The 17,728-nt window shown below is 41.0% G+C and carries 14 protein-coding genes and 1 other RNA gene; 11 read left to right on the top strand and 4 right to left on the bottom strand.

Going from position 1 to position 17,728, the window contains the following annotated elements; translation table 11 throughout:
• The first annotated feature begins 131 nt into the window (after positions 1-131).
• On the top strand, positions 132-1,421 hold the full coding sequence (locus CSV64_RS11430) for a DUF2254 domain-containing protein (protein ID WP_158233039.1): 1,290 nt from the start codon (positions 132-134) through the stop codon (positions 1,419-1,421).
• 43 nt (positions 1,422-1,464) lie between these two features.
• Here CSV64_RS11430 and CSV64_RS11425 read toward each other — a convergent pair whose 3' ends face one another.
• A complete protein-coding gene (locus tag CSV64_RS11425) occupies positions 1,465-1,911 on the bottom strand; it encodes a DUF4385 domain-containing protein (protein ID WP_099634714.1) in 447 nt (148 codons plus the stop codon).
• A 127-nt stretch (positions 1,912-2,038) separates the two neighbouring features.
• On the opposite strand from CSV64_RS11425, the gene CSV64_RS11420 reads away from it, so the two are divergent.
• The 3 genes from CSV64_RS11420 (at position 2,039) to gpsB (ending at position 4,193) form a co-directional block, all read left to right on the top strand.
• Positions 2,039-2,260: a transcriptional regulator gene (locus tag CSV64_RS11420; RefSeq protein ID WP_099634715.1), complete on the top strand. Its 222-nt coding sequence runs from the start codon at positions 2,039-2,041 to the stop codon at positions 2,258-2,260.
• Between the two features lie 281 nt (positions 2,261-2,541).
• Positions 2,542-3,816, top strand: coding sequence for a ribonuclease H-like domain-containing protein (locus tag CSV64_RS11415; RefSeq protein ID WP_099634716.1), 1,275 nt, complete (start codon positions 2,542-2,544; stop codon positions 3,814-3,816).
• Between the two features lie 77 nt (positions 3,817-3,893).
• Positions 3,894-4,193 carry a cell division regulator GpsB gene (gene gpsB, locus CSV64_RS11410; protein ID WP_099634717.1) on the top strand — a complete coding sequence of 100 codons (300 nt, stop codon included), beginning with the start codon at positions 3,894-3,896 and terminating at the stop codon, positions 4,191-4,193.
• A 61-nt stretch (positions 4,194-4,254) separates the two neighbouring features.
• On the opposite strand, the gene CSV64_RS11405 is transcribed toward gpsB, so the two are convergent.
• Both CSV64_RS11405 and CSV64_RS11400 read right to left on the bottom strand, forming a co-directional pair.
• Entirely contained in the window at positions 4,255-4,929 is a 675-nt protein-coding gene (locus CSV64_RS11405; RefSeq protein WP_158233040.1) for a DNA-3-methyladenine glycosylase family protein, read from the bottom strand.
• Between the two features lie 38 nt (positions 4,930-4,967).
• Positions 4,968-7,232 (bottom strand): ATP-binding cassette domain-containing protein, encoded by a 2,265-nt coding sequence (locus CSV64_RS11400; protein ID WP_099634719.1) that lies wholly within the window; start codon positions 7,230-7,232, stop codon positions 4,968-4,970.
• Between the two features lie 502 nt (positions 7,233-7,734).
• Between CSV64_RS11400 and rnpB the strand changes: the two genes are divergently transcribed.
• From rnpB to CSV64_RS11385, 3 genes are all read left to right on the top strand, one after another.
• Positions 7,735-8,110: RNase P RNA component class B (gene rnpB, locus CSV64_RS11395), an RNA gene on the top strand.
• A gap of 141 nt (positions 8,111-8,251) precedes the next feature.
• Entirely contained in the window at positions 8,252-9,379 is a 1,128-nt protein-coding gene (locus CSV64_RS11390; protein ID WP_099634720.1) for a THUMP domain-containing class I SAM-dependent RNA methyltransferase, read from the top strand.
• A gap of 62 nt (positions 9,380-9,441) precedes the next feature.
• Complete coding sequence (locus CSV64_RS11385; RefSeq protein WP_099634721.1) at positions 9,442-11,343, top strand: ATP-dependent DNA helicase; 1,902 nt, start codon at positions 9,442-9,444, stop codon at positions 11,341-11,343.
• Between the two features lie 58 nt (positions 11,344-11,401).
• Here the strand turns inward: CSV64_RS11385 and CSV64_RS11380 are convergent, their stop codons facing one another.
• The gene (locus tag CSV64_RS11380) at positions 11,402-11,860 is read right to left on the bottom strand and encodes a chemotaxis protein CheX (RefSeq protein WP_099634722.1); all 459 of its coding nucleotides are present in this window, start codon (positions 11,858-11,860) and stop codon (positions 11,402-11,404) included.
• A gap of 258 nt (positions 11,861-12,118) precedes the next feature.
• On the opposite strand from CSV64_RS11380, the gene CSV64_RS11375 reads away from it, so the two are divergent.
• From CSV64_RS11375 to CSV64_RS11360, 4 genes are all read left to right on the top strand, one after another.
• The gene (locus tag CSV64_RS11375; protein ID WP_099634723.1) at positions 12,119-15,712 is read left to right on the top strand and encodes a dynamin family protein; all 3,594 of its coding nucleotides are present in this window, start codon (positions 12,119-12,121) and stop codon (positions 15,710-15,712) included.
• A complete protein-coding gene (locus tag CSV64_RS11370; protein WP_099634724.1) occupies positions 15,709-16,533 on the top strand; it encodes a sulfurtransferase in 825 nt (274 codons plus the stop codon). The genes CSV64_RS11375 and CSV64_RS11370 overlap by 4 nt, the downstream gene beginning before the upstream one ends.
• Positions 16,534-16,539: 6 nt before the next feature.
• Positions 16,540-17,139 (top strand): metallophosphoesterase family protein, encoded by a 600-nt coding sequence (locus CSV64_RS11365; RefSeq protein WP_099634725.1) that lies wholly within the window; start codon positions 16,540-16,542, stop codon positions 17,137-17,139.
• 193 nt (positions 17,140-17,332) lie between these two features.
• A complete protein-coding gene (locus tag CSV64_RS11360; protein WP_099634726.1) occupies positions 17,333-17,527 on the top strand; it encodes a hypothetical protein in 195 nt (64 codons plus the stop codon).
• Positions 17,528-17,728 lie beyond the last annotated feature (201 nt).

Genomic DNA, 17,728 nt, shown 5'->3' with positions numbered 1-17,728 from the left:
CTTGTCAAGATGACTATTTTACACGTCGTTTTGTACTCTGTATACCGTATTTAATATGGTTTTTAACTAGCAAAATAGGGTACATTAAACGGAATGGTTACTTAGGCAGTAAGGAAACGGAGATGAGGTCTATGCTCACAAGATTACTCGTGAAGATGCGTGAAAGTATTTGGTTTATTCCGAGCGTTTATACGACATTTGCCTCTATTCTTGCGCTCGCAACGGTATTAGTCGACACGAAGTATAACAACGCCCTGAAAGAATACATACCTAGTTATTTCAGGACAACAGTGGATTTGGCACAAACTATTTTAGGTACGTTATCAGGTGCATTGCTAACTATGACAACCGTTACGTTCTCAACCATCATGGTCGTGCTGACGATGTACTCTTCACAATTTTCACCCCGTGCACTTCAAAACTTCTTGAATAAATCATCTACCCAACGTGTACTAGGAATCTTTATGGGTGGCTTTGTTTATACGATATTATCGTTATTATTTATGCGCAAAGCATCCATTAACCACGAAGTGATTTCCGCTTCTGTCGGAGTCGTGCTTGCGGTGATTTGTCTTGCATTCTTTGCGTTTTTTATACATAACGTCGGAACTTCGGTTCAAGTCAGTCGGTTAATTCGTGAATTAACCGAAGATGTGCTAACTGCGCTCAAAAGTGAGAAAAAAGGAATGAAAGAAAATCGTGCCGTTTGGAGTGATGAAAAACCATTCTTCATGCAGAGTTTTCCTTTTGTAACGGAACTCAAGAGTCATGATTTTGGATACATACAATATATCGAGTATGAAAAATTGACAGAATGGGCGATTGATCATCATGCCATTGTAGATGTCGTGAAGCCAATTGGAGCTTTTTGCGGATCACATAGGAGCCTAGCTACTGTATATTCTCAGAAAGAACTTGCTGTTGACGATCTTTCATCGCATTTCGTATTAGGTGAAGAACGCTCAATTTTACAAGATGTAGAGTATGGCATCGAAAAGATCGTGGAAATTGCGTTGCGTGCGCTTTCTCCAGGAATCAATGACCCTAATACCGCAATCCGGTGTATTCATTCGATAGGGGAAGTGTTGCAGCGAGCTACTTTGTTGCCAGGGGGAGTCGCGGTGACGTATACCGAGGAGAACCAACCAAGTATAGTGGCGGTATATCCAAGTACGCGAGACTATTTCTATGCAGCGTTCAGTCAAATTAGTTATTACGGTAAAGAAGATGCAAGTATTCTTAATGCTTTACTAGACGCACTACTGTATATTGCACGATATTCGGAAGATCAAGAGACAAAAGATCTAGTGTTGTTGATGTCCAATTATGTGTGGAACCATTTTACTCATTCAGTACTTGAGTCATTGGATAGTTCAAGGTTACAAGAGAAACTTCAAGTCATCCATGAACTAACGAAGTGAATAAAGCGGTGAATGTCTAATAGGCATTCACCGCTTTTACTAGCTATCCATATGCTTTCTGATGTGCTTTTTTTCGCTTAATATAATCTTCATCTTCGCGGATAGCGTCCCATCGTTCTTTGAAAATTTGTGCAGACTTTGCTTTAACAGGATCCATATCGCGCTCTTTTACCGTTCCGTCTTCATTATATTTCCGTCCGCTTTTATGATTTGCATAGCGACGTGCACGGGTATATCCCATTTGAATGAATTTACGCGCCATATCCATTCCAACGAAGTCTTCCTGCTTTCGATACTCTTCAAAAAGTTCATAAATTTGAGTGGCAGACTCTTTCGCGATTTCGGGTGTTTTAAAACGCCAATGCGGTAAAATTTCACTTTTATAAGGTTCAACGAGCAACACACCTTGTTCGCCTCTTCCTACTCTATATAATTCTGGGTTTTTGCGTAAGTCTAACGTACTGTAATCTAAGTCGTAATTGAATGGCATATCCTCACATCCTTTTTTCTCTACAGTACCCTGGAAAGAACTACAAAAAACGTGAAAATTAATTATGTAAAATTCTTTACAACAGAACACACATTCTTTATACTGGAGTAAAAGGGAGGGAACGAATGTGCGGTCTTCATTAGAAAAGGCATTACGATATGGTGATATTCTCGAAGTGATGTACCAAGCGAAAGATGGCTCCATTAGCAAACGAAAAATTCGTGTACTGAATCTACATGGTAAAACATTTACAGCGTACTGTTTTCTGCGAAACTCTAAACGAACTTTCCTGATCGACCAAGTACTGGCAGTCGTTCCTGTAAGAGAGAAAGAAACGGTAATCGTTTAATCGAATAAATATAGAAGGAATACAAGCGATCTATCCGGTTTTCATGGATGCATCGCTTTTTTCAATGTTCGAGATAAGATATATTAAAACGTTTGAAAATCAAATTTCATATACATCTAGACATATCATGTATAATTTAGAGCAATACGATCATTTCTGAGGTGAAGTTATGATAGACCAGAATGTAACTAAAGGGAAATTTAATAGGTTATATAGACAAGGGGTTCAACATATAGTGGATAGCCAACAATTAGAGGAACAGATAGATGAGTTGAATCGTCATGTCATATGAGCAGAAACTGATGACGATGAAGTCGCTGTTAAAAAAGACGACAGTTGTTCAGGAAGTGGAAGAGACGTTCAAGACGCCACCAGCACCAAACTATGAAAAACGCTGGCTGACGACAGGTATGGAGAAAATTGAAAATGAATTCGGTGTCGTGTATAAGCGTGTTATTCATTATCCGCTCGATACGATGCATGGGGACTTTCGCTTGGGCGATGTGAAGCAAAAGTTGCTAAAGTGGTCTGAAGCGGATTACATGCATCCTTTATCGCCAAACGCCGGTAAGTTGTTATTTTTTGATACGGAGACAACAGGTTTAAAAGGCGCTGGAGCTGTCATTTTTTTAATTGGACTGTTGGAATTACAGTCCGATGAATTCGTCATGACACAGTATGTGTTGCCGAATCCAGATCATGAAGCGGCATTTCTGTATGCTTCAGAATTATGGAGAGAAGGACTAACACTCGTCACCTATAACGGGAAAAGTTTTGACTTCCCTCAACTCCAGACACGTTGGTCATTGCATAGGAAGCTATTGCCGCCACTGCCTGTACCGCATCAAATTGATTTGTTACATGGATCGCGTCGAATTTGGAAAGGGCAGATGGAATCATTCAAGTTGACCGAAGTAGAGCGAACGCAGCTAGGCTTTCACCGGAAAGATGATATTCCTGGCCATATGGCACCTATTATTTATCAAGATGCAGTGAAAAATGGTCGTGCAGAAATTTTAATGAAAGTCATGTGGCATAATGAATGGGATATTCTGTCGCTTGTGACACTGTTTAGTCTGTCTACGGATATTGTCATGGAGGAAACTAGTCAGCAAAATGCTCAAATCGCAACGAATATCGCCAAATGGTTTCAAGATCTTGGTTTGAAAGATCATAGTTTTTCAGAACTTCAACGAATTGCGGAAGTCTACGGGACGAGTTATCCTATAACGCATTATCATCTAGGATTTTTATTGAAGCGCCATAAAGAATTCGACAGGGCCATTCAGTCATTTGACATCGTCGCCACGCATGGCACAGGCAGGGAGCAAGTACTAGCTAATGAGGAACTAGCAAAATTATACGAACACCAAATAAAGGATTATTCGCTGGCATATGAGCACATACTACGTGCGGATCAATTATTGCAACAATCCAATGATTTCACGCTGCGCTTCAGTAATCGGATGAAGAAATCTTTAGAAAAACGGGAAATGCGAGTGAATAGAAAGTTATTTCCTGGGCAAGCGCAAGAAGCGACAGATGAAGAACAATAGTCTTTTTCAGTAAGACAAAGAATGACAACATATGCTATAATGACCTTATGGAATCATAGACGGAAGGACGTTTTGTCATGGAATTTAAGCTAGATACGAAAACGATTTTGGAAAAAGAATTTAAGCAAGCCATTCGGGGTTATAAGCAAGAAGAAGTGGACTGGTTTTTGGATGATGTCATTCAAGATTATGAAACATTCAAAAAAGAAATTGCACGTCTACAAGAAGAGAATACTAGATTGAAGTCTGAAGTCAATTCTTCTCAAAGACGCTCTGCAACACCGGCTCCTCAAACGACGAATATTGATATCATTCAACGCATCGCGAACCTAGAAAGAGAAGTATTTGGCGACAAACTAGTTCAGCCTGAAGAATAAAAATTTTACCTTGAAATAAAAGCACCGCCACAGTTTATAATATGTGGCGGTGCTTTTTGAATTATTGAAGTTCATTTCTCGTATCGATCAATTCCTCAATCGAGTCAAAATCCTGAACGAAACCTAGATGAATTGCTTCCCAAAGATAATAGGATGCAATGGAACGATTGGGTGCCCAAAGCGGTGATTTCTCAATAAGTAGTTGACGGCGTTCGGATTTTTCCACTCCATATAGCCATTGTGCAGATCGCTGGATTCCTACATCATCGATCGCAAGCACGTCTTGACGGCCGAGTGATAAAATCAAAAACATTTCTGCTGTCCATTTACCAATCCCTTTGACATGAATCAATTGCTTGAGAATCGCGTCATCATCATAGTCTGCAATATTCCGAAGATCCAGCTTACGGTTCGCTATTTTATCCGCAAGGTCCTTTACATACTCGGCTTTTCTCATAGTCAAGCCGACTTCCCTTAATTTTTCCAAAGACGTGGCTAGCAATCCGTCCACTGTTATACGACCTCCGAGCAAATGTAGCAAACGTGCGTAGATGGCACTTGCGGCACTTACTGAAATCTGCTGACCTATGATGGACCGTACAATAGAAGATAGATAATCTGATCGTAATGAAACTTCAATATCACCAATGAGTGTAATCAATTGTTTAAGTATAGGGTCCTTCGCGCAAATAGATTTGACTACAGGATCTTGTATACGAATTCGAAGTGTTTCCAAATCGCTCACCTCTTATCTTGAAGTTAACTAGTAAAGATTCAAACGCCATCCTTCAACCATTTTGCTGTTAGCGTGTCCGCAGACAGCATTTCTTGCGGTGTTCCTTCAAAGAGTATGGTACCTCCACGCTTCCCACCGCCCGGACCTAGCTCGATTACCCAGTCACTGGCTGCAATGAAGTCTAGATTATGTTCAATGATGATCACGGAATTCCCTTTGTTTACAAGTTTTTGGAACAATTCAAGCAGCTTATCATTATCGCTCATATGCAACCCTAATGACGGTTCGTCTAACAGGTAGATTTGTCCTTCATTTTGTAAGTGACTCGCCAGTTTAAGTCGTTGAATTTCTCCACCGCTAAACGAACTAGTTGTTTGTCCTAATGTGAGGTAATTTAAACCGACTTCATCCAGCATATCCATTCTTTTTAATATCTTCGGCGAAACAAAATACTCTTGTGATTCGTCTACTGTCAACTCCAAGATTTCTGCGATGTTCTTTCCACGGTACACATAGGAAAGAGCCTCATCGGAATAGCGTAACCCGCCGCAAGCCTCGCAAACTACTGTTACCGGATCTGCAAAGGCGACATCAGGAGTGGTGACTCCTTTTCCATCACATACTGGGCAAGCGCCTAATGAGTTAAAGCTAAATAGACCAGCCGGTTGTCCCGTTTCTTTCGCAAGGATCTGCCGTATGTCATCCATGATTCCCATATAGGTAGCTAGCGTCGAGCGGCTAGAGATTCCGATACGGCCTTGGTTAACTTTAATTATATCGGGGTATTTTGCTGAGAACGCTTCAAATAGTAAAGAACTCTTCCCTGAACCTGAAACACCGCAGACAGATACGAGAACGTTTTTAGGGATATCAATCGATACATCCTTTAAGTTATTATTATTCGCTCTAGTCACGGAGAAATGTCCATTTGACTCACGTGGGTTCTGATTGATTTCTAATTTGTGATCAAGTTTCGTTAATGCAGAAGCATTCTGTAATCCATTTGGCTCACCTTGATAAACAATCTCCCCACCAGCAGCACCAGCGCCTGGCCCCATTTCCACAATTTCATCCGCTACCTTTATAACGGATAAATCGTGTTCAATCACGATGACGGTATTATGGTTAGCTTTCAAGCTTTGTAGCATTTGAATGAGCATATCCACTTCTTCTGGATGAAGGCCAGCACTTGGCTCATCGAAAATATACGTAATATTGTTTAAACTGCTACCTAAATGCCGTGCGATTTTCACACGTTGCGCTTCTCCACCAGAAAGTGTCCCCATTTTTCTTGATAGACTTAAATAGCCAAGTCCTAAGTCAATTAGTTGCTCTACGTTGGGGATTGCTTGTTGCGCAATAGACTCACCTAAAGGATCACGTATGTTTTTTAGTTCTGGCAGAAGCTCTGTCAGTTCCAAGTGATCGTACTCAGCGATATTGAAACCGTTGATTTTAGACTTCAACACTTCAGGATTTAATCCTGAACCATCACAGGTTGGGCATAATGTGTGTGTCGATACAGCTAGAACATCTTCTTGTGATGTTTGTTTGAGCTTTGAGATATCTCGATTAATATAAAGACGTACAAATCTAGGTAATAAGCCATCCCACTCATGATCATGCGGACCATCTTTCGTATGGAATGGTGCAAACACTCTTTCACCTTCAGGAGGACCATAGATCAATAAATTGTATTGATCTGGCGGGTACTCTTTAATTGGCAAATCGGGGTCGAATAATCCACCTGTCATCATCCATCTACCTTGCCAACCAGAAGGGGACAAGGGCTTAAACTTTACGGCGTACTCACGAAGTGACTTGTCCAAGTCGATAATTTTATGCAAATCAGGGTACACGACTTCACCGAAACCATTACACTCTGGACATTTACCAAATGAACTTTGACTGGAGAAATCAGTAGCCGAGCCAATTGCAGGTGTACCGATGCGCGAGAACAAAAGACGGATCAATGGATGAATATCCATATACGTCCCAACTGTCGAGCGAGTATTACCCCCAACAGGTTTTTGCTCCACCACAATAACTGGGCTCAAATGCTGCATTAAATCAGCACGTGGCCGTTCGTAACGAGGCATTTGGTTTCGTACATACAGTGGGTAATTCAACGTCATCTGACGTCTGCTTTCCGTCGCAAGCGTATCAAACACGACCGAGCTCTTGCCCGACCCAGATAAGCCAGTAAACACCGTAATCTGTTCCTTCGGCAAATTTAAATCTATATCTTTCAAATTGTTTTCTCGTAGTCCGCGCAAAACAATCTCATCTTTGATTTCCTTCATACAATAGCCCTCCTGTACAACGTAAATACTAGTCTTGCTAGATGATTTCCCTATTTTATAGAAGTTACACTATGTAATTTGGGGAAATTGAGGGGGGCAGTATAAAGAGCTGCTTCCAACACTTTGCTAATGCTAAACGATCAATTTTATGTGGTATTTAGTTGAAAAAGTGATTAATTAACGTAAGCGAAGTCGTCTGCGCTCATTAATTCGGTTAAGCGCTCATACTTTCGCTTCAACCGCTCTTAACTTCCAGCAACCGCTCATACTTCACCCGTATCCGCTCTATACTGCATTCTAACCGCTCATAAACTAGTTATAACCGCTCAATCCACACTGTATCTACATCAAATTCTGAACACAATCTGCTTTTGAATTAAAATAAGATCTTAGATAACACTAATTCGCCCTCCATATCACTCCAAACATAAAATCTAACTGTTTCAAACGAATCCATTGTATAACGAACTGATTTGGTGTATACTCAGGAGTGCCATAGAGAGTATTCAGGTAATCGCTGCAACTTCGGTTGTAGAGGAAAGTCCATGCTCACACGGATCTGAGATGACCGTAGTGTTCGTGCTCGGTGAAAAAATAAGCCGGGGCAATGCATCTGCATTGATGGCGGGAATAACTCCTAAGTCTTCGGATATGGACTAGATTCTCTGAAAGTGCCACAGTGACGTAGTCGGCATGGAAACATGTCGAGTGGAACGGGTAAACCCCACGAGTGAGAAACCCAAATTATGGTAGGGGCGTTCTTCCAAAAGAATTCAATGGAGGAAGGAACAGGCAATTGTCTGTAGATAGATGATTACCACTTCAAGTACGAGGCGCGAGCCGTTTGAGTACCGAAGAACAAAACATGGCTTACAGAATATTCTATGGCATTTATCTTACAATTAGCTCTCCTACAGTTTTGGGAGAGTTTTTCTTTTTATAGAAACGAACGTATACATATACCTTTCTAAAGATAGAAGGGACATATTGACCGAAAGAAGAGAATGGAGTGTTGAAACATGAGTAAATACAATTTAGTAGCAACTGCTGCCATGGGACTCGAATCCATCGTAGCATCTGAAATAAAAGATCTTGGTTATGACTGCCAAACAGAGAACGGAAAAGTCTATTTTACGGGTGACGAAGAAGCAATCGCGAGAACGAATATGTGGTTGCGTGTAGGTGACCGTGTTCGGATTATTGTCGGCGAATTCAAAGCCTTTACATTCGATGAGTTATTTGAACGCACGAAAGCTTTGCCATGGGAAGAGTTCTTGCCGGTAGATGCCGCTTTCCCGGTTTCAGGTAAATCCGTCAAGTCAAAATTATTTAGCGTGCCAGACTGTCAGGCGATCGTGAAAAAAGCGATTGTGGAACGATTGAATGGCGCGTATAAACGAACTGGATTCTTAAGTGAATCAGGTCCACTTTTTAAATTAGAAGTTTCTATATTAAAAGATAAAGTAACATTGACAATAGACTCAAGTGGCCAAGGCTTGCATAAACGCGGCTATCGTATGGCCCAAGGGGATGCACCACTAAAGGAAACGATGGCAGCTGCACTCGTTAAGCTTTCTAAGTGGAACCCGAATCGTCCATTTGTAGACCCGTTCTGTGGTTCTGGTACGATTGCTATTGAAGCCGCGATGATTGGACAAAATTTAGCGCCAGGTTATAATCGTTCTTTCTTAAGTGAAGAATGGCCTTGGATGACAGCAGATGTGTGGGATCGTGTTCGCGAAGAAGTAGAAGACGTTGCGAAATATGATTTACCACTTGATATTCGTGGCTTTGATGTAGATCATAATATCGTCGCTGTGGCACAGCGGAATGCTATGGAAGCAGGATTTACAGATTTGATTTCATTCGAACAGCGAGACGTGCGTGATTTGAGTCTTGAAGGACAAAATGGAGTTTTGATCGCCAACCCGCCATACGGTGAACGACTTGGTGAAGTGGAAGAAGCAGAAGATATTGCAGAAGTACTTGGTGAGATTATGAAACAATATCCATCATGGTCCGTATATATTTTATCTTCACTTGAAAACTATGAAACGATGTACGGCAAACGTGCAACGAAAAAACGTAAACTATTTAACGGTTTCATCCGTACTGATTTATATCAGTTCTGGGGACAGCGTTCATAATTAGACGGGCAGGAAGAGGAGTAGATCCCTCTTCCTTTCGCTTGCAATCAGGAGGAGTCAGTATGAGTACAAAAATTCCATTTGAGTTGGATAAAGGGCAAACGTTTTATGAATCTCTCAACGATTGGCTCGGAGATACGTTATATGATGATTTAACAGAAAAAGGATTCGAATGCCGTGATGAGCAAATTTATATGGCATTTCAAATAGAAAAAGCACTGAAAGAAAAAAACGTCTTGCTTGCAGAAGCAGGAGTAGGTACAGGAAAAACGATTGCCTATTTACTACCGGCTATTGCGTATGCACGTTATACAGGTAAGCCAGCTGTAATTTCCTGCGCGGATGAAACACTGATCGATCAATTGATCAAAGAAGAAGGCGATATTCAGAAATTGAGTACCGCACTCAATATGACAGTGGACGTACGTTTGGCGAAAGCGCGTAATCAGTATATTTGTCTAAAACGTCTGGAAGAAACAAGCATGAAGACGAACGAGGATTTTGTCGATTTAGTTGAAGATCAGTTACCGGAATTCGTGAATGCGGAGCGTTCTTTACAGTCGGTCTATCCTTATGGTGAGCGTTCAAATTATCCTTATTTAGCTGATGAAGAGTGGGAAATGATCAATTACCATCCAATTATGCAATGTGCAGCTTGTGATATTCGTAATCGTTGTGGGCAAACGATTCATCGTAATCATTATCGTGAAGCTACTGACTTGATCATTTGTTCACATGACTTCTATATGGAGCATTTATGGACAAAAGAATCCCGTGTTAGACAAGGTCAGTTACCTTTATTACCTGAAGTATCAATGGTTGTTTTTGATGAAGGACATTTGCTTGAGTATTCCGCACAGCGTGCATTGACATATGAAGTGCAAGAACAAACGATTATCAATTTGCTTGAACGTATTATGGTTGACGGCATCCGAGAGAAAACGTTGCAGTTAATGGAGCAATTACTCGAAACACATGAACTGTTTTTCAAACAGTTGAAAAGTAATGCCGTTCAACATGACAATGAACGTCTGACAATCGAAAAGAATCAGGAAATGATGAAGCTTGCTAAGACAGCAGTCGCATTATCGCATGAACTTCTCGAAGAATTTGTTTTTGAAGGCGAATTATATGTGATTCCTGAGTACGACTTAAAAATTGTCGAAGAGTATTTGGAACAGTATATTTATTCAATGGAGCTATTTGCGGGTGACAATGACGCGGTAGATTGGCTTGAAAATCGTCGTGAAGAAAGTACTTTGCTCATTATGCCGCGACTTGTCACGTCTATCTTGAAAGAGAAGTTATTCACTGGAACGATGCCGATTATCTTCTCTTCTGCTACATTGTCAGTTGAGAAATCATTTGATTACTTGGCATACAGCTTAGGTATCGTAGATTATCAATCATTTTCAATCGCATCACCATTCGACTATGAAAATGTCATGAAAATTCATTTAGAACAAGGCAATACGCAAGAGAACGTCACGCGTCTTTCCGAACTTCTCGAAGAAGAGGAACAGACATTGGTATTGTTCAGTTCCAAGCAATCGATGATGGAAGCCTATGATCAATTACCGCTCGAACAAAGTGTCATGGTGACGTATGAAGGGGAACGTTCCTTATCGTCCTTAGTGAAAGATTTCCAACAGCAGAAAGTGAATGTCTTCTTCTCTTATCATTTATGGGAAGGTCTGGATTTGCCGAATGACGCGTTGACTCGTGTCATCATCTTTGACTTACCGTTTCCACCGCATGATCCGCTATTCCAAGCTAGAAGGGAATTTGCGGAAGATCCGTTTGACGAAGTAGACTTACCATTTATGCTATTGCGTTTGCGACAAGGAATTGGACGATTAATTCGAACGAGCGATGACCACGGTACAATTCATTTATTTGTAAAACCAGAGAATATAGAATTATTACCGGTCATGGAACGTGTGTTGCCTGTACCATTCTCGTGAACAAGATAGAAAAAGCGTGCAGACATCGGAGTTCCGATATCTACACGCTTTTTGCCTGTCATCGTTCTTCGTCAATGGTAAGCAATAAATTTAGCGTCTGGCCATCTTCAAATTTCACTGGGATTTGAAATGCCTGCTTAAAGCCATAAAACTTTGTTTGTCCTGTCATGACAGTAGGTGGTGAAATATCTAACGTCAGATCAGCCTTTTCTAATACTGTACAAAGGTTTCCCGCAATCATATTCCCGAGTTCTCCAGTAAATGACTCGGCCATTTCTCCTTCGATCTGCATACCGAACATAGCTAGACCGATGTCACTGATAATGGAATGGGTAGGCTCTACAATTAAACGACCTTTAATATCTCCAATAAGACCGATCAATACACTGATTTCACGTTGTTCATACGGTTGCTGTATAAGGGTGGGAGAAAGCACTTGGAATTTTAATGGAACAACAGTAGTGAGGGAGGCAATCGTTGCATTTAAAACTTTTTGAACATTTGTTGCTGTATCCATCTAAAGGGACATCCTTTCACGAACGATTTTGTAGTTCAATCATATCACTAAACATATCTAAAAGACTAGATAAATTTTGAATGAATAGTCCTACTATCACTATTCATTCAATTTCCACAAAATTTGCTTGGATGATTATACAAATCACACATGCATCATACATTCTTCATTAATAAAGTAATACTTATAAAGTAACTATCTATTTTTTCACGCATTAATGGTATGATGAGATGAGTTTAAATTGAAAGGACGACGATTATGTCTACAAATCATGAGTTTTTACAGCAGTCTGCTACATATGGACAAATTTTTTCAAACAACGAAGATGATGAACGCAAAGCAAAGACGACATTACTCGCTAATAAAATAATCGACAAAGAATATACAATTGCTTTTGCTGGACACTTTTCAGCAGGGAAATCTTCGACAATCAATGCATTAACAGGAGACGACCTTTTACCATCTAGCCCTATTCCGACAAGTGCGAATATTGTGAAGGTGCATAAAGCGGATGAGGATTATGCCATTATCCACCGCGTCGATGGAAGTGCGGTGAAATTCAGCGGTCATGGTTTCTCTGAAGGCGTAAAAGCCTACAGTAAGGACGGGGCTGAAGTTTCATTAGTTGAAATTGGTCATACCGAATCCAATTTACCAGAAGGAATTACGGTAATGGATACACCAGGTGTAGACTCGACAGATGATGCACATAGACTATCTACCGAGTCTTCATTGCACTTAGCGGATCTTGTATTTTATACGATGGACTATAACCACGTACAATCTGAAATGAACTTCCGCTTCACAAAAGAATTAATGCGTTATAACAGTAATGTGTATTTAATTATTAACCAGATCGATAAGCACCGTGACAGTGAATTATCATTCGATGAGTTCAAAAAGTCCGTTGAAGATTCGTTTAAGTTATGGGGGGTTGTGCCAAAAGGAATTTTCTACACGTCATTGAAACAACTGGATCACCCGCATAATGACTTTGAAAAAGTTAAGGCGATTGTTGACGGTTCGATTGAACACCGCGAAGAGAACTTTGAACAGAATATTGAACAATCATTATTAAAATTAAAAGATGAGCATATGACATATCTTCAGCAGCAAGTAGATGACTTGAAGGAGAACCATTCGGAAATCTTAAGCGAATCCGAGTGGGAGCAGTTTGAAGAGTTAAATCAAGATTTGAAAGATGCGAAAAAACGTTTAGAACTAGTCTCGGGTGACGAATTCTATGTGAATTTTGAAAAAGAACGCAATGAATTATTGTCGAACGCGGGACTAGCGCCGTTTGAAACAAGAGAATTACTGAAAGATCATTTGGAAGCGAAGTCACCGAAATTCAAAGTCGGTTTACTATTTGGCGCGAAGAAGACAGCAGAAGAGCGCGAAAGACGTCGTCAAAAGCTAGATGATAATATTTCAGGTCTAGCCCACACGCAAATCGAAATTTATATGAAGTCTTTGATGAAGAGTTCATTGAAACAAGCAGGGATTTTAACCGATGAGCGTTCACTTGCGATTGATAATATGGATCTGACACTACCGTTTGACGAAGTGGATGAGCAACTCCATGTACAAGAAGTGATCACCGGCGAAACCATTTTGAATTACGCAGAGCAAATGAAACGTGCTATTCATTTAGTGTACAAGCGCAAAACGGATAAATGGAAACAGGAAATGTCAGTGATTGCGAAAGAATCCGGTGGCGAGCAATCAGGACCTCTAGTGGAAACGATTGCGGTGTTGCAAGAAAAAGTAGATGCACTAAAAGAAATGAATAAATGGCAAGAGCGTATGGAATGGGTCGATAAAGAAATCGCCAATCCGTCAGCACCGACGCGTATGGGCCGCGATCAACTCGTTGCTAAGTGGGAACAGCCTAAGAAAATTGAAACAATTGAATATGTAGCGAAAGTAGAAGAGCAAGAAACGGTTGCTGAAGAAGTAGAAGAAGTGGTGGAAGAACAACGTCAAATCGTCGATTCAGAAAAAGCAATCATTCATGCACAACACATCGCAGGGTCTGTTGAAGCCATTCCAGGATTTGCAGAAACGGCATCGTATTTGATGACAAAAGCAGATCGCTTAAAAGGGCAAGAATTCACAGTTGCGTTGTTTGGTGCATTCAGTGCGGGTAAATCTTCATTCTCAAACGCGTTAATAGGTGAAAAAGTATTACCTGTTTCACCGAACCCAACAACCGCTGCGATCAACCGAATTCGTCCAGTAAGTGAAACGCACTTACATAATACTGCAGATATCCACTTGAAAGATGTTGCCACGATGACAGAAGACGTAGCGCTCTCTTTCGGTGCACTTGGTATCAATATTTCTTCACTTGAAGATGCTTTCAATAAAACAGATGCTGCGATGAAACAACCACTTGAAGACGAGAACTTGCACATCCATAAGTCGTTCATCAGCGCATTCCAGAGAGGGTATCCACTCTATACGCCTGCACTCGGTACGACGTTGACGGTAGAGCGTGAAGAGTTTACGAAATTTGTTGCACAAGAGGAACGTAGCTGTTTCGTCGAATCGATCGACTTCTTTTATGATTGTGCCTTAACTCGCCACGGTATTACATTAGTGGATACACCGGGAGCGGATTCGATCAACGCGCGTCATACCGACGTAGCATTTGAATATATTCGTAATGCCGATGCGATTCTTTTTGTAACGTACTATAATCATGCATTCGCACGTGCCGACCGTGAATTCCTTATTCAGCTGGGCCGTGTAAAAGATGCATTCGAACTTGATAAAATGTTCTTTATCGTCAACGCAATCGACCTTGCTTCGAATGAAGAAGAAGGAGAAGAAGTAAAAGGCTTCGTTGCGAATGAATTGCAGAAATTTGGAATCCGTAATCCACGAGTGCACGGTATTTCAAGCCTTGAAGCGTTGGAAGGTAAATTAACACAACAACCGAATCCATTAATGGTCGATTTTGAAGAGAAGTTTTATTCATTCCTAGAGCATGATTTGCGCGCGCAAGTTGTTCAGGCTCTGGAAGAAGAAACGACGAAAACAATCGATCGTCTAGCTTCGTTAATCGATAGAACGATTCAAAACCGTTCACGTAAAGCGGAAAGACTAGAGGAACTCGCGACTGCTGAAAAGGCAATTAAAGAGCGCTTTGAAAAGAGCGCAAGTGAGATCTTAGTGAAATCCACTCAAGATGAATTGAGTGAACTTGTCTACTATATTTTGCAACGCGTCTTCTTGCGTTTCGGCGATTTCTTTAAAGAAGGCTATAGTCCGTCCACGTTCGCGAAGAACTCATCGGATAAAGCATTAAAAATTGCGTTGGCGGAAACAGTCAATATGGTAGGCTTTGACTTAACACAGGAATTAAAAGTAACGAATTTGCGTATTCTCCAGTACATGAAGAAGCAGTTGCTAGAACGTCAACGGATGGAAGTTCGGTCATTATCCGAAATGGATCAGTCGATCGTGCCTTCACCATATGAGCCAAATGACAAAGACATGCTGTCATTTGATACGCCATATGAAGAACCTATGGTATATAGTGCGGTCAATAAATCCTTCAAAAATCAAAAATCGTTCTTTGAGCGCGGTGATCGCGATATCTTAAAAGCGAAGCTGGAAGAAATATTGAAAAAAGATGCATCGAGCTATCTTGGCGATCAGAAAGAACGTATTGAGAAGTGGGCAGACTTATGGATCGACGATGAAGCAGAAGCATTACGCGTTCATTTATTGCAGGAAAGTCTAGTGCAAATCGAATCGGAGCGTACATTGCTTGATGGTTCGGAGCAGCTGGAACAATGGCAGAAAACGTATGAAAAAATCCGTCAAGAGGAGTTGGTTCAATGACACAAGTATTCGTATCTATTCACGATATAGAGACAGGTCATGCGAAATGGATCGATGCGCGCTTTTCATTGCAAGATGAAGAACGTGGCAAACTTGATTATCAAAAAGAACACGTAAAAGGCGCCGTTCATTGGGATTTAGCAGAAGATCTGTCCGGCACTTCTTTAGAAGGTGGACGTCATCCGTTGCCTTCTACTGAACAGTTGACTGAACTATTCCGTAAAAGTGGACTGGAACGTACAGATACAATTTTGATTTACGACGATGGTGGGAGTCCTTTTGCAACACGTGCTTGGTGGATGTTGCAATATGGAGGCTTCACGGATGTGCATGTTGTAACAGAAGGATATGCTGAATTACGCGAAATCGTTGACGTAACAAGTGACTCTGTAACACCTGCACGCTCAACAGTGGAACCGCAGTGGCAAGATCACTTATATGCAAGTAGAAGTGAAGTCGAAGAAGTGGTGGCGGGCAATCGAGCGTCACAACTTGTCGACGCTCGTTCTGAAGTTCGCTATCGGGGAGAAAAAGAACCGCTCTACCACAAGGCGGGCCATATACCGACAGCGCGAAACTTTGATTGGGAACAATTAAAGCAAGATGGACAGTATGACGTGCAGCAAGCGAAAGAACAATTACAACAAGTTGTGTCACCTGAAGATGATGTCATCGTCTACTGTGGCAGTGGTGTAACGGCTTCCCCTTTATTCGCAGCACTTAAAGAACTGGACTATCCAAATGTAAAACTATATGTTGGTAGTTTCAGCGACTGGATTTCAAAAGACGACGCACCGATCGAAACCGCAATAAGGGGTTGAAACACGATGCAATTTGCATTGCTCGGAGATATTCATTCATCAAAAGAAGATTTGCAAGCCGTTCTGGCGCAAATTGCTAATGAAGCACCTGAAGCGACTCTTATTGGGACGGGTGATTTATACGAATGCACGGTCAGCAAAAAAGACCTTCATGGGCAGATTTATCACACTATCGAAGAAGTGATCAAACATCCGGATGGTATCGATGAGCTATTCACTTTTTCGTCCATTTACGGCAATCAAGAACAACGCATTCTGCTGCTGACCAAGCAAACGGAACCTATACGGGACTTCTTGAACGACTTACCGGAGACTTTGAAGATAGATGAGGCAATCATCATCCACGGTCACCAATGGCCGCATAACGAAGCGGCGGCGTGGCTTGCTGAGCATCTACCAGAATCACGCGTAGTGTTTCACGGACATACCCATCGGTCAGGCATTACAAGCGATGGGAAACACATAGCGATTAACTGGAACGAAGAGATGTCAGTGAGGGGTTCACGAACGGTGGTCAACGTAGGGGCTGTAGTGGGCTCTAGAGAATGGGTGTTATACGATTCCGAAGAACAAACCGTTAGATTTATGAAAGTGTCACAACACTAAATAGGTTTATGTCTGACCTGTTTAGTTGAGAAGTGAATAGTGAAATAGTAAGGGAAGCATCGCATTTTGCGGTGCTTTTTTATTTTTGAAATGCATTTGGATATCTTTGGTATAATCGTATTGAAGTGCAGAGAGTTTTTGACGTTCAGTAAGCGTGTCATTTTGTAATGTACACTGTGAGGAGGAAGACGCAATGAAAGTAAGAGCGATTTTTATTGGCGATGTTAGATTTGATCAATGCCCAGTTTTTGAATTGAATACCGAAACGAACTATTTTGAAATGATAATTGACAAAGAGATTAAGTATGAAAAAGTAGTGGTTGAAGAAGATGAGGAGTTTTTGATTTTTGAAATTGAAAATGATGTGGCAACCATGAGGAATGACTAAAGCATAAACATATAGTTGAAGTGGAATTATTTACGAGACGAACCATATAGGATTAAATTCATACTAGGATAGGTGGAAAATGATTTCAATTGATAGAAAATTAAGGTTAAAGGATTTGGAGATTTTCCGCTTTTTAAAAGATAATGTAGTATTAGCTTATATCATCATCGAAGATACTCGGAAACCTTATACAGAGGAAGA

This window comes from Sporosarcina sp. P32b (assembly GCF_002743335.1).
Classification (GTDB): domain Bacteria; phylum Bacillota; class Bacilli; order Bacillales_A; family Planococcaceae; genus Sporosarcina.
This window is presented reverse-complemented; position numbering and strand designations above follow the sequence as displayed.

Excerpts from the sequence above, each read along its gene's own strand:
- CSV64_RS11430 (WP_158233039.1), top strand. The coding sequence starts at position 132 with ATGCTCACAAGATTACTCGTGAAGATGCGTGAAAGTATTTGGTTTATT.
- CSV64_RS11425 (WP_099634714.1), bottom strand. The coding sequence starts at position 1,911 with ATGCCATTCAATTACGACTTAGATTACAGTACGTTAGACTTACGCAAA.
- CSV64_RS11415 (WP_099634716.1), top strand. The coding sequence starts at position 2,542 with ATGTCATATGAGCAGAAACTGATGACGATGAAGTCGCTGTTAAAAAAG.
- gpsB (WP_099634717.1), top strand. The coding sequence starts at position 3,894 with ATGGAATTTAAGCTAGATACGAAAACGATTTTGGAAAAAGAATTTAAG.
- CSV64_RS11400 (WP_099634719.1), bottom strand. The coding sequence starts at position 7,232 with ATGAAGGAAATCAAAGATGAGATTGTTTTGCGCGGACTACGAGAAAAC.
- CSV64_RS11390 (WP_099634720.1), top strand. The coding sequence starts at position 8,252 with ATGAGTAAATACAATTTAGTAGCAACTGCTGCCATGGGACTCGAATCC.
- CSV64_RS11385 (WP_099634721.1), top strand. The coding sequence starts at position 9,442 with ATGAGTACAAAAATTCCATTTGAGTTGGATAAAGGGCAAACGTTTTAT.
- CSV64_RS11380 (WP_099634722.1), bottom strand. The coding sequence starts at position 11,860 with ATGGATACAGCAACAAATGTTCAAAAAGTTTTAAATGCAACGATTGCC.
- CSV64_RS11375 (WP_099634723.1), top strand. The coding sequence starts at position 12,119 with ATGTCTACAAATCATGAGTTTTTACAGCAGTCTGCTACATATGGACAA.
- CSV64_RS11370 (WP_099634724.1), top strand. The coding sequence starts at position 15,709 with ATGACACAAGTATTCGTATCTATTCACGATATAGAGACAGGTCATGCG.
- CSV64_RS11365 (WP_099634725.1), top strand. The coding sequence starts at position 16,540 with ATGCAATTTGCATTGCTCGGAGATATTCATTCATCAAAAGAAGATTTG.
- CSV64_RS11360 (WP_099634726.1), top strand. The coding sequence starts at position 17,333 with ATGAAAGTAAGAGCGATTTTTATTGGCGATGTTAGATTTGATCAATGC.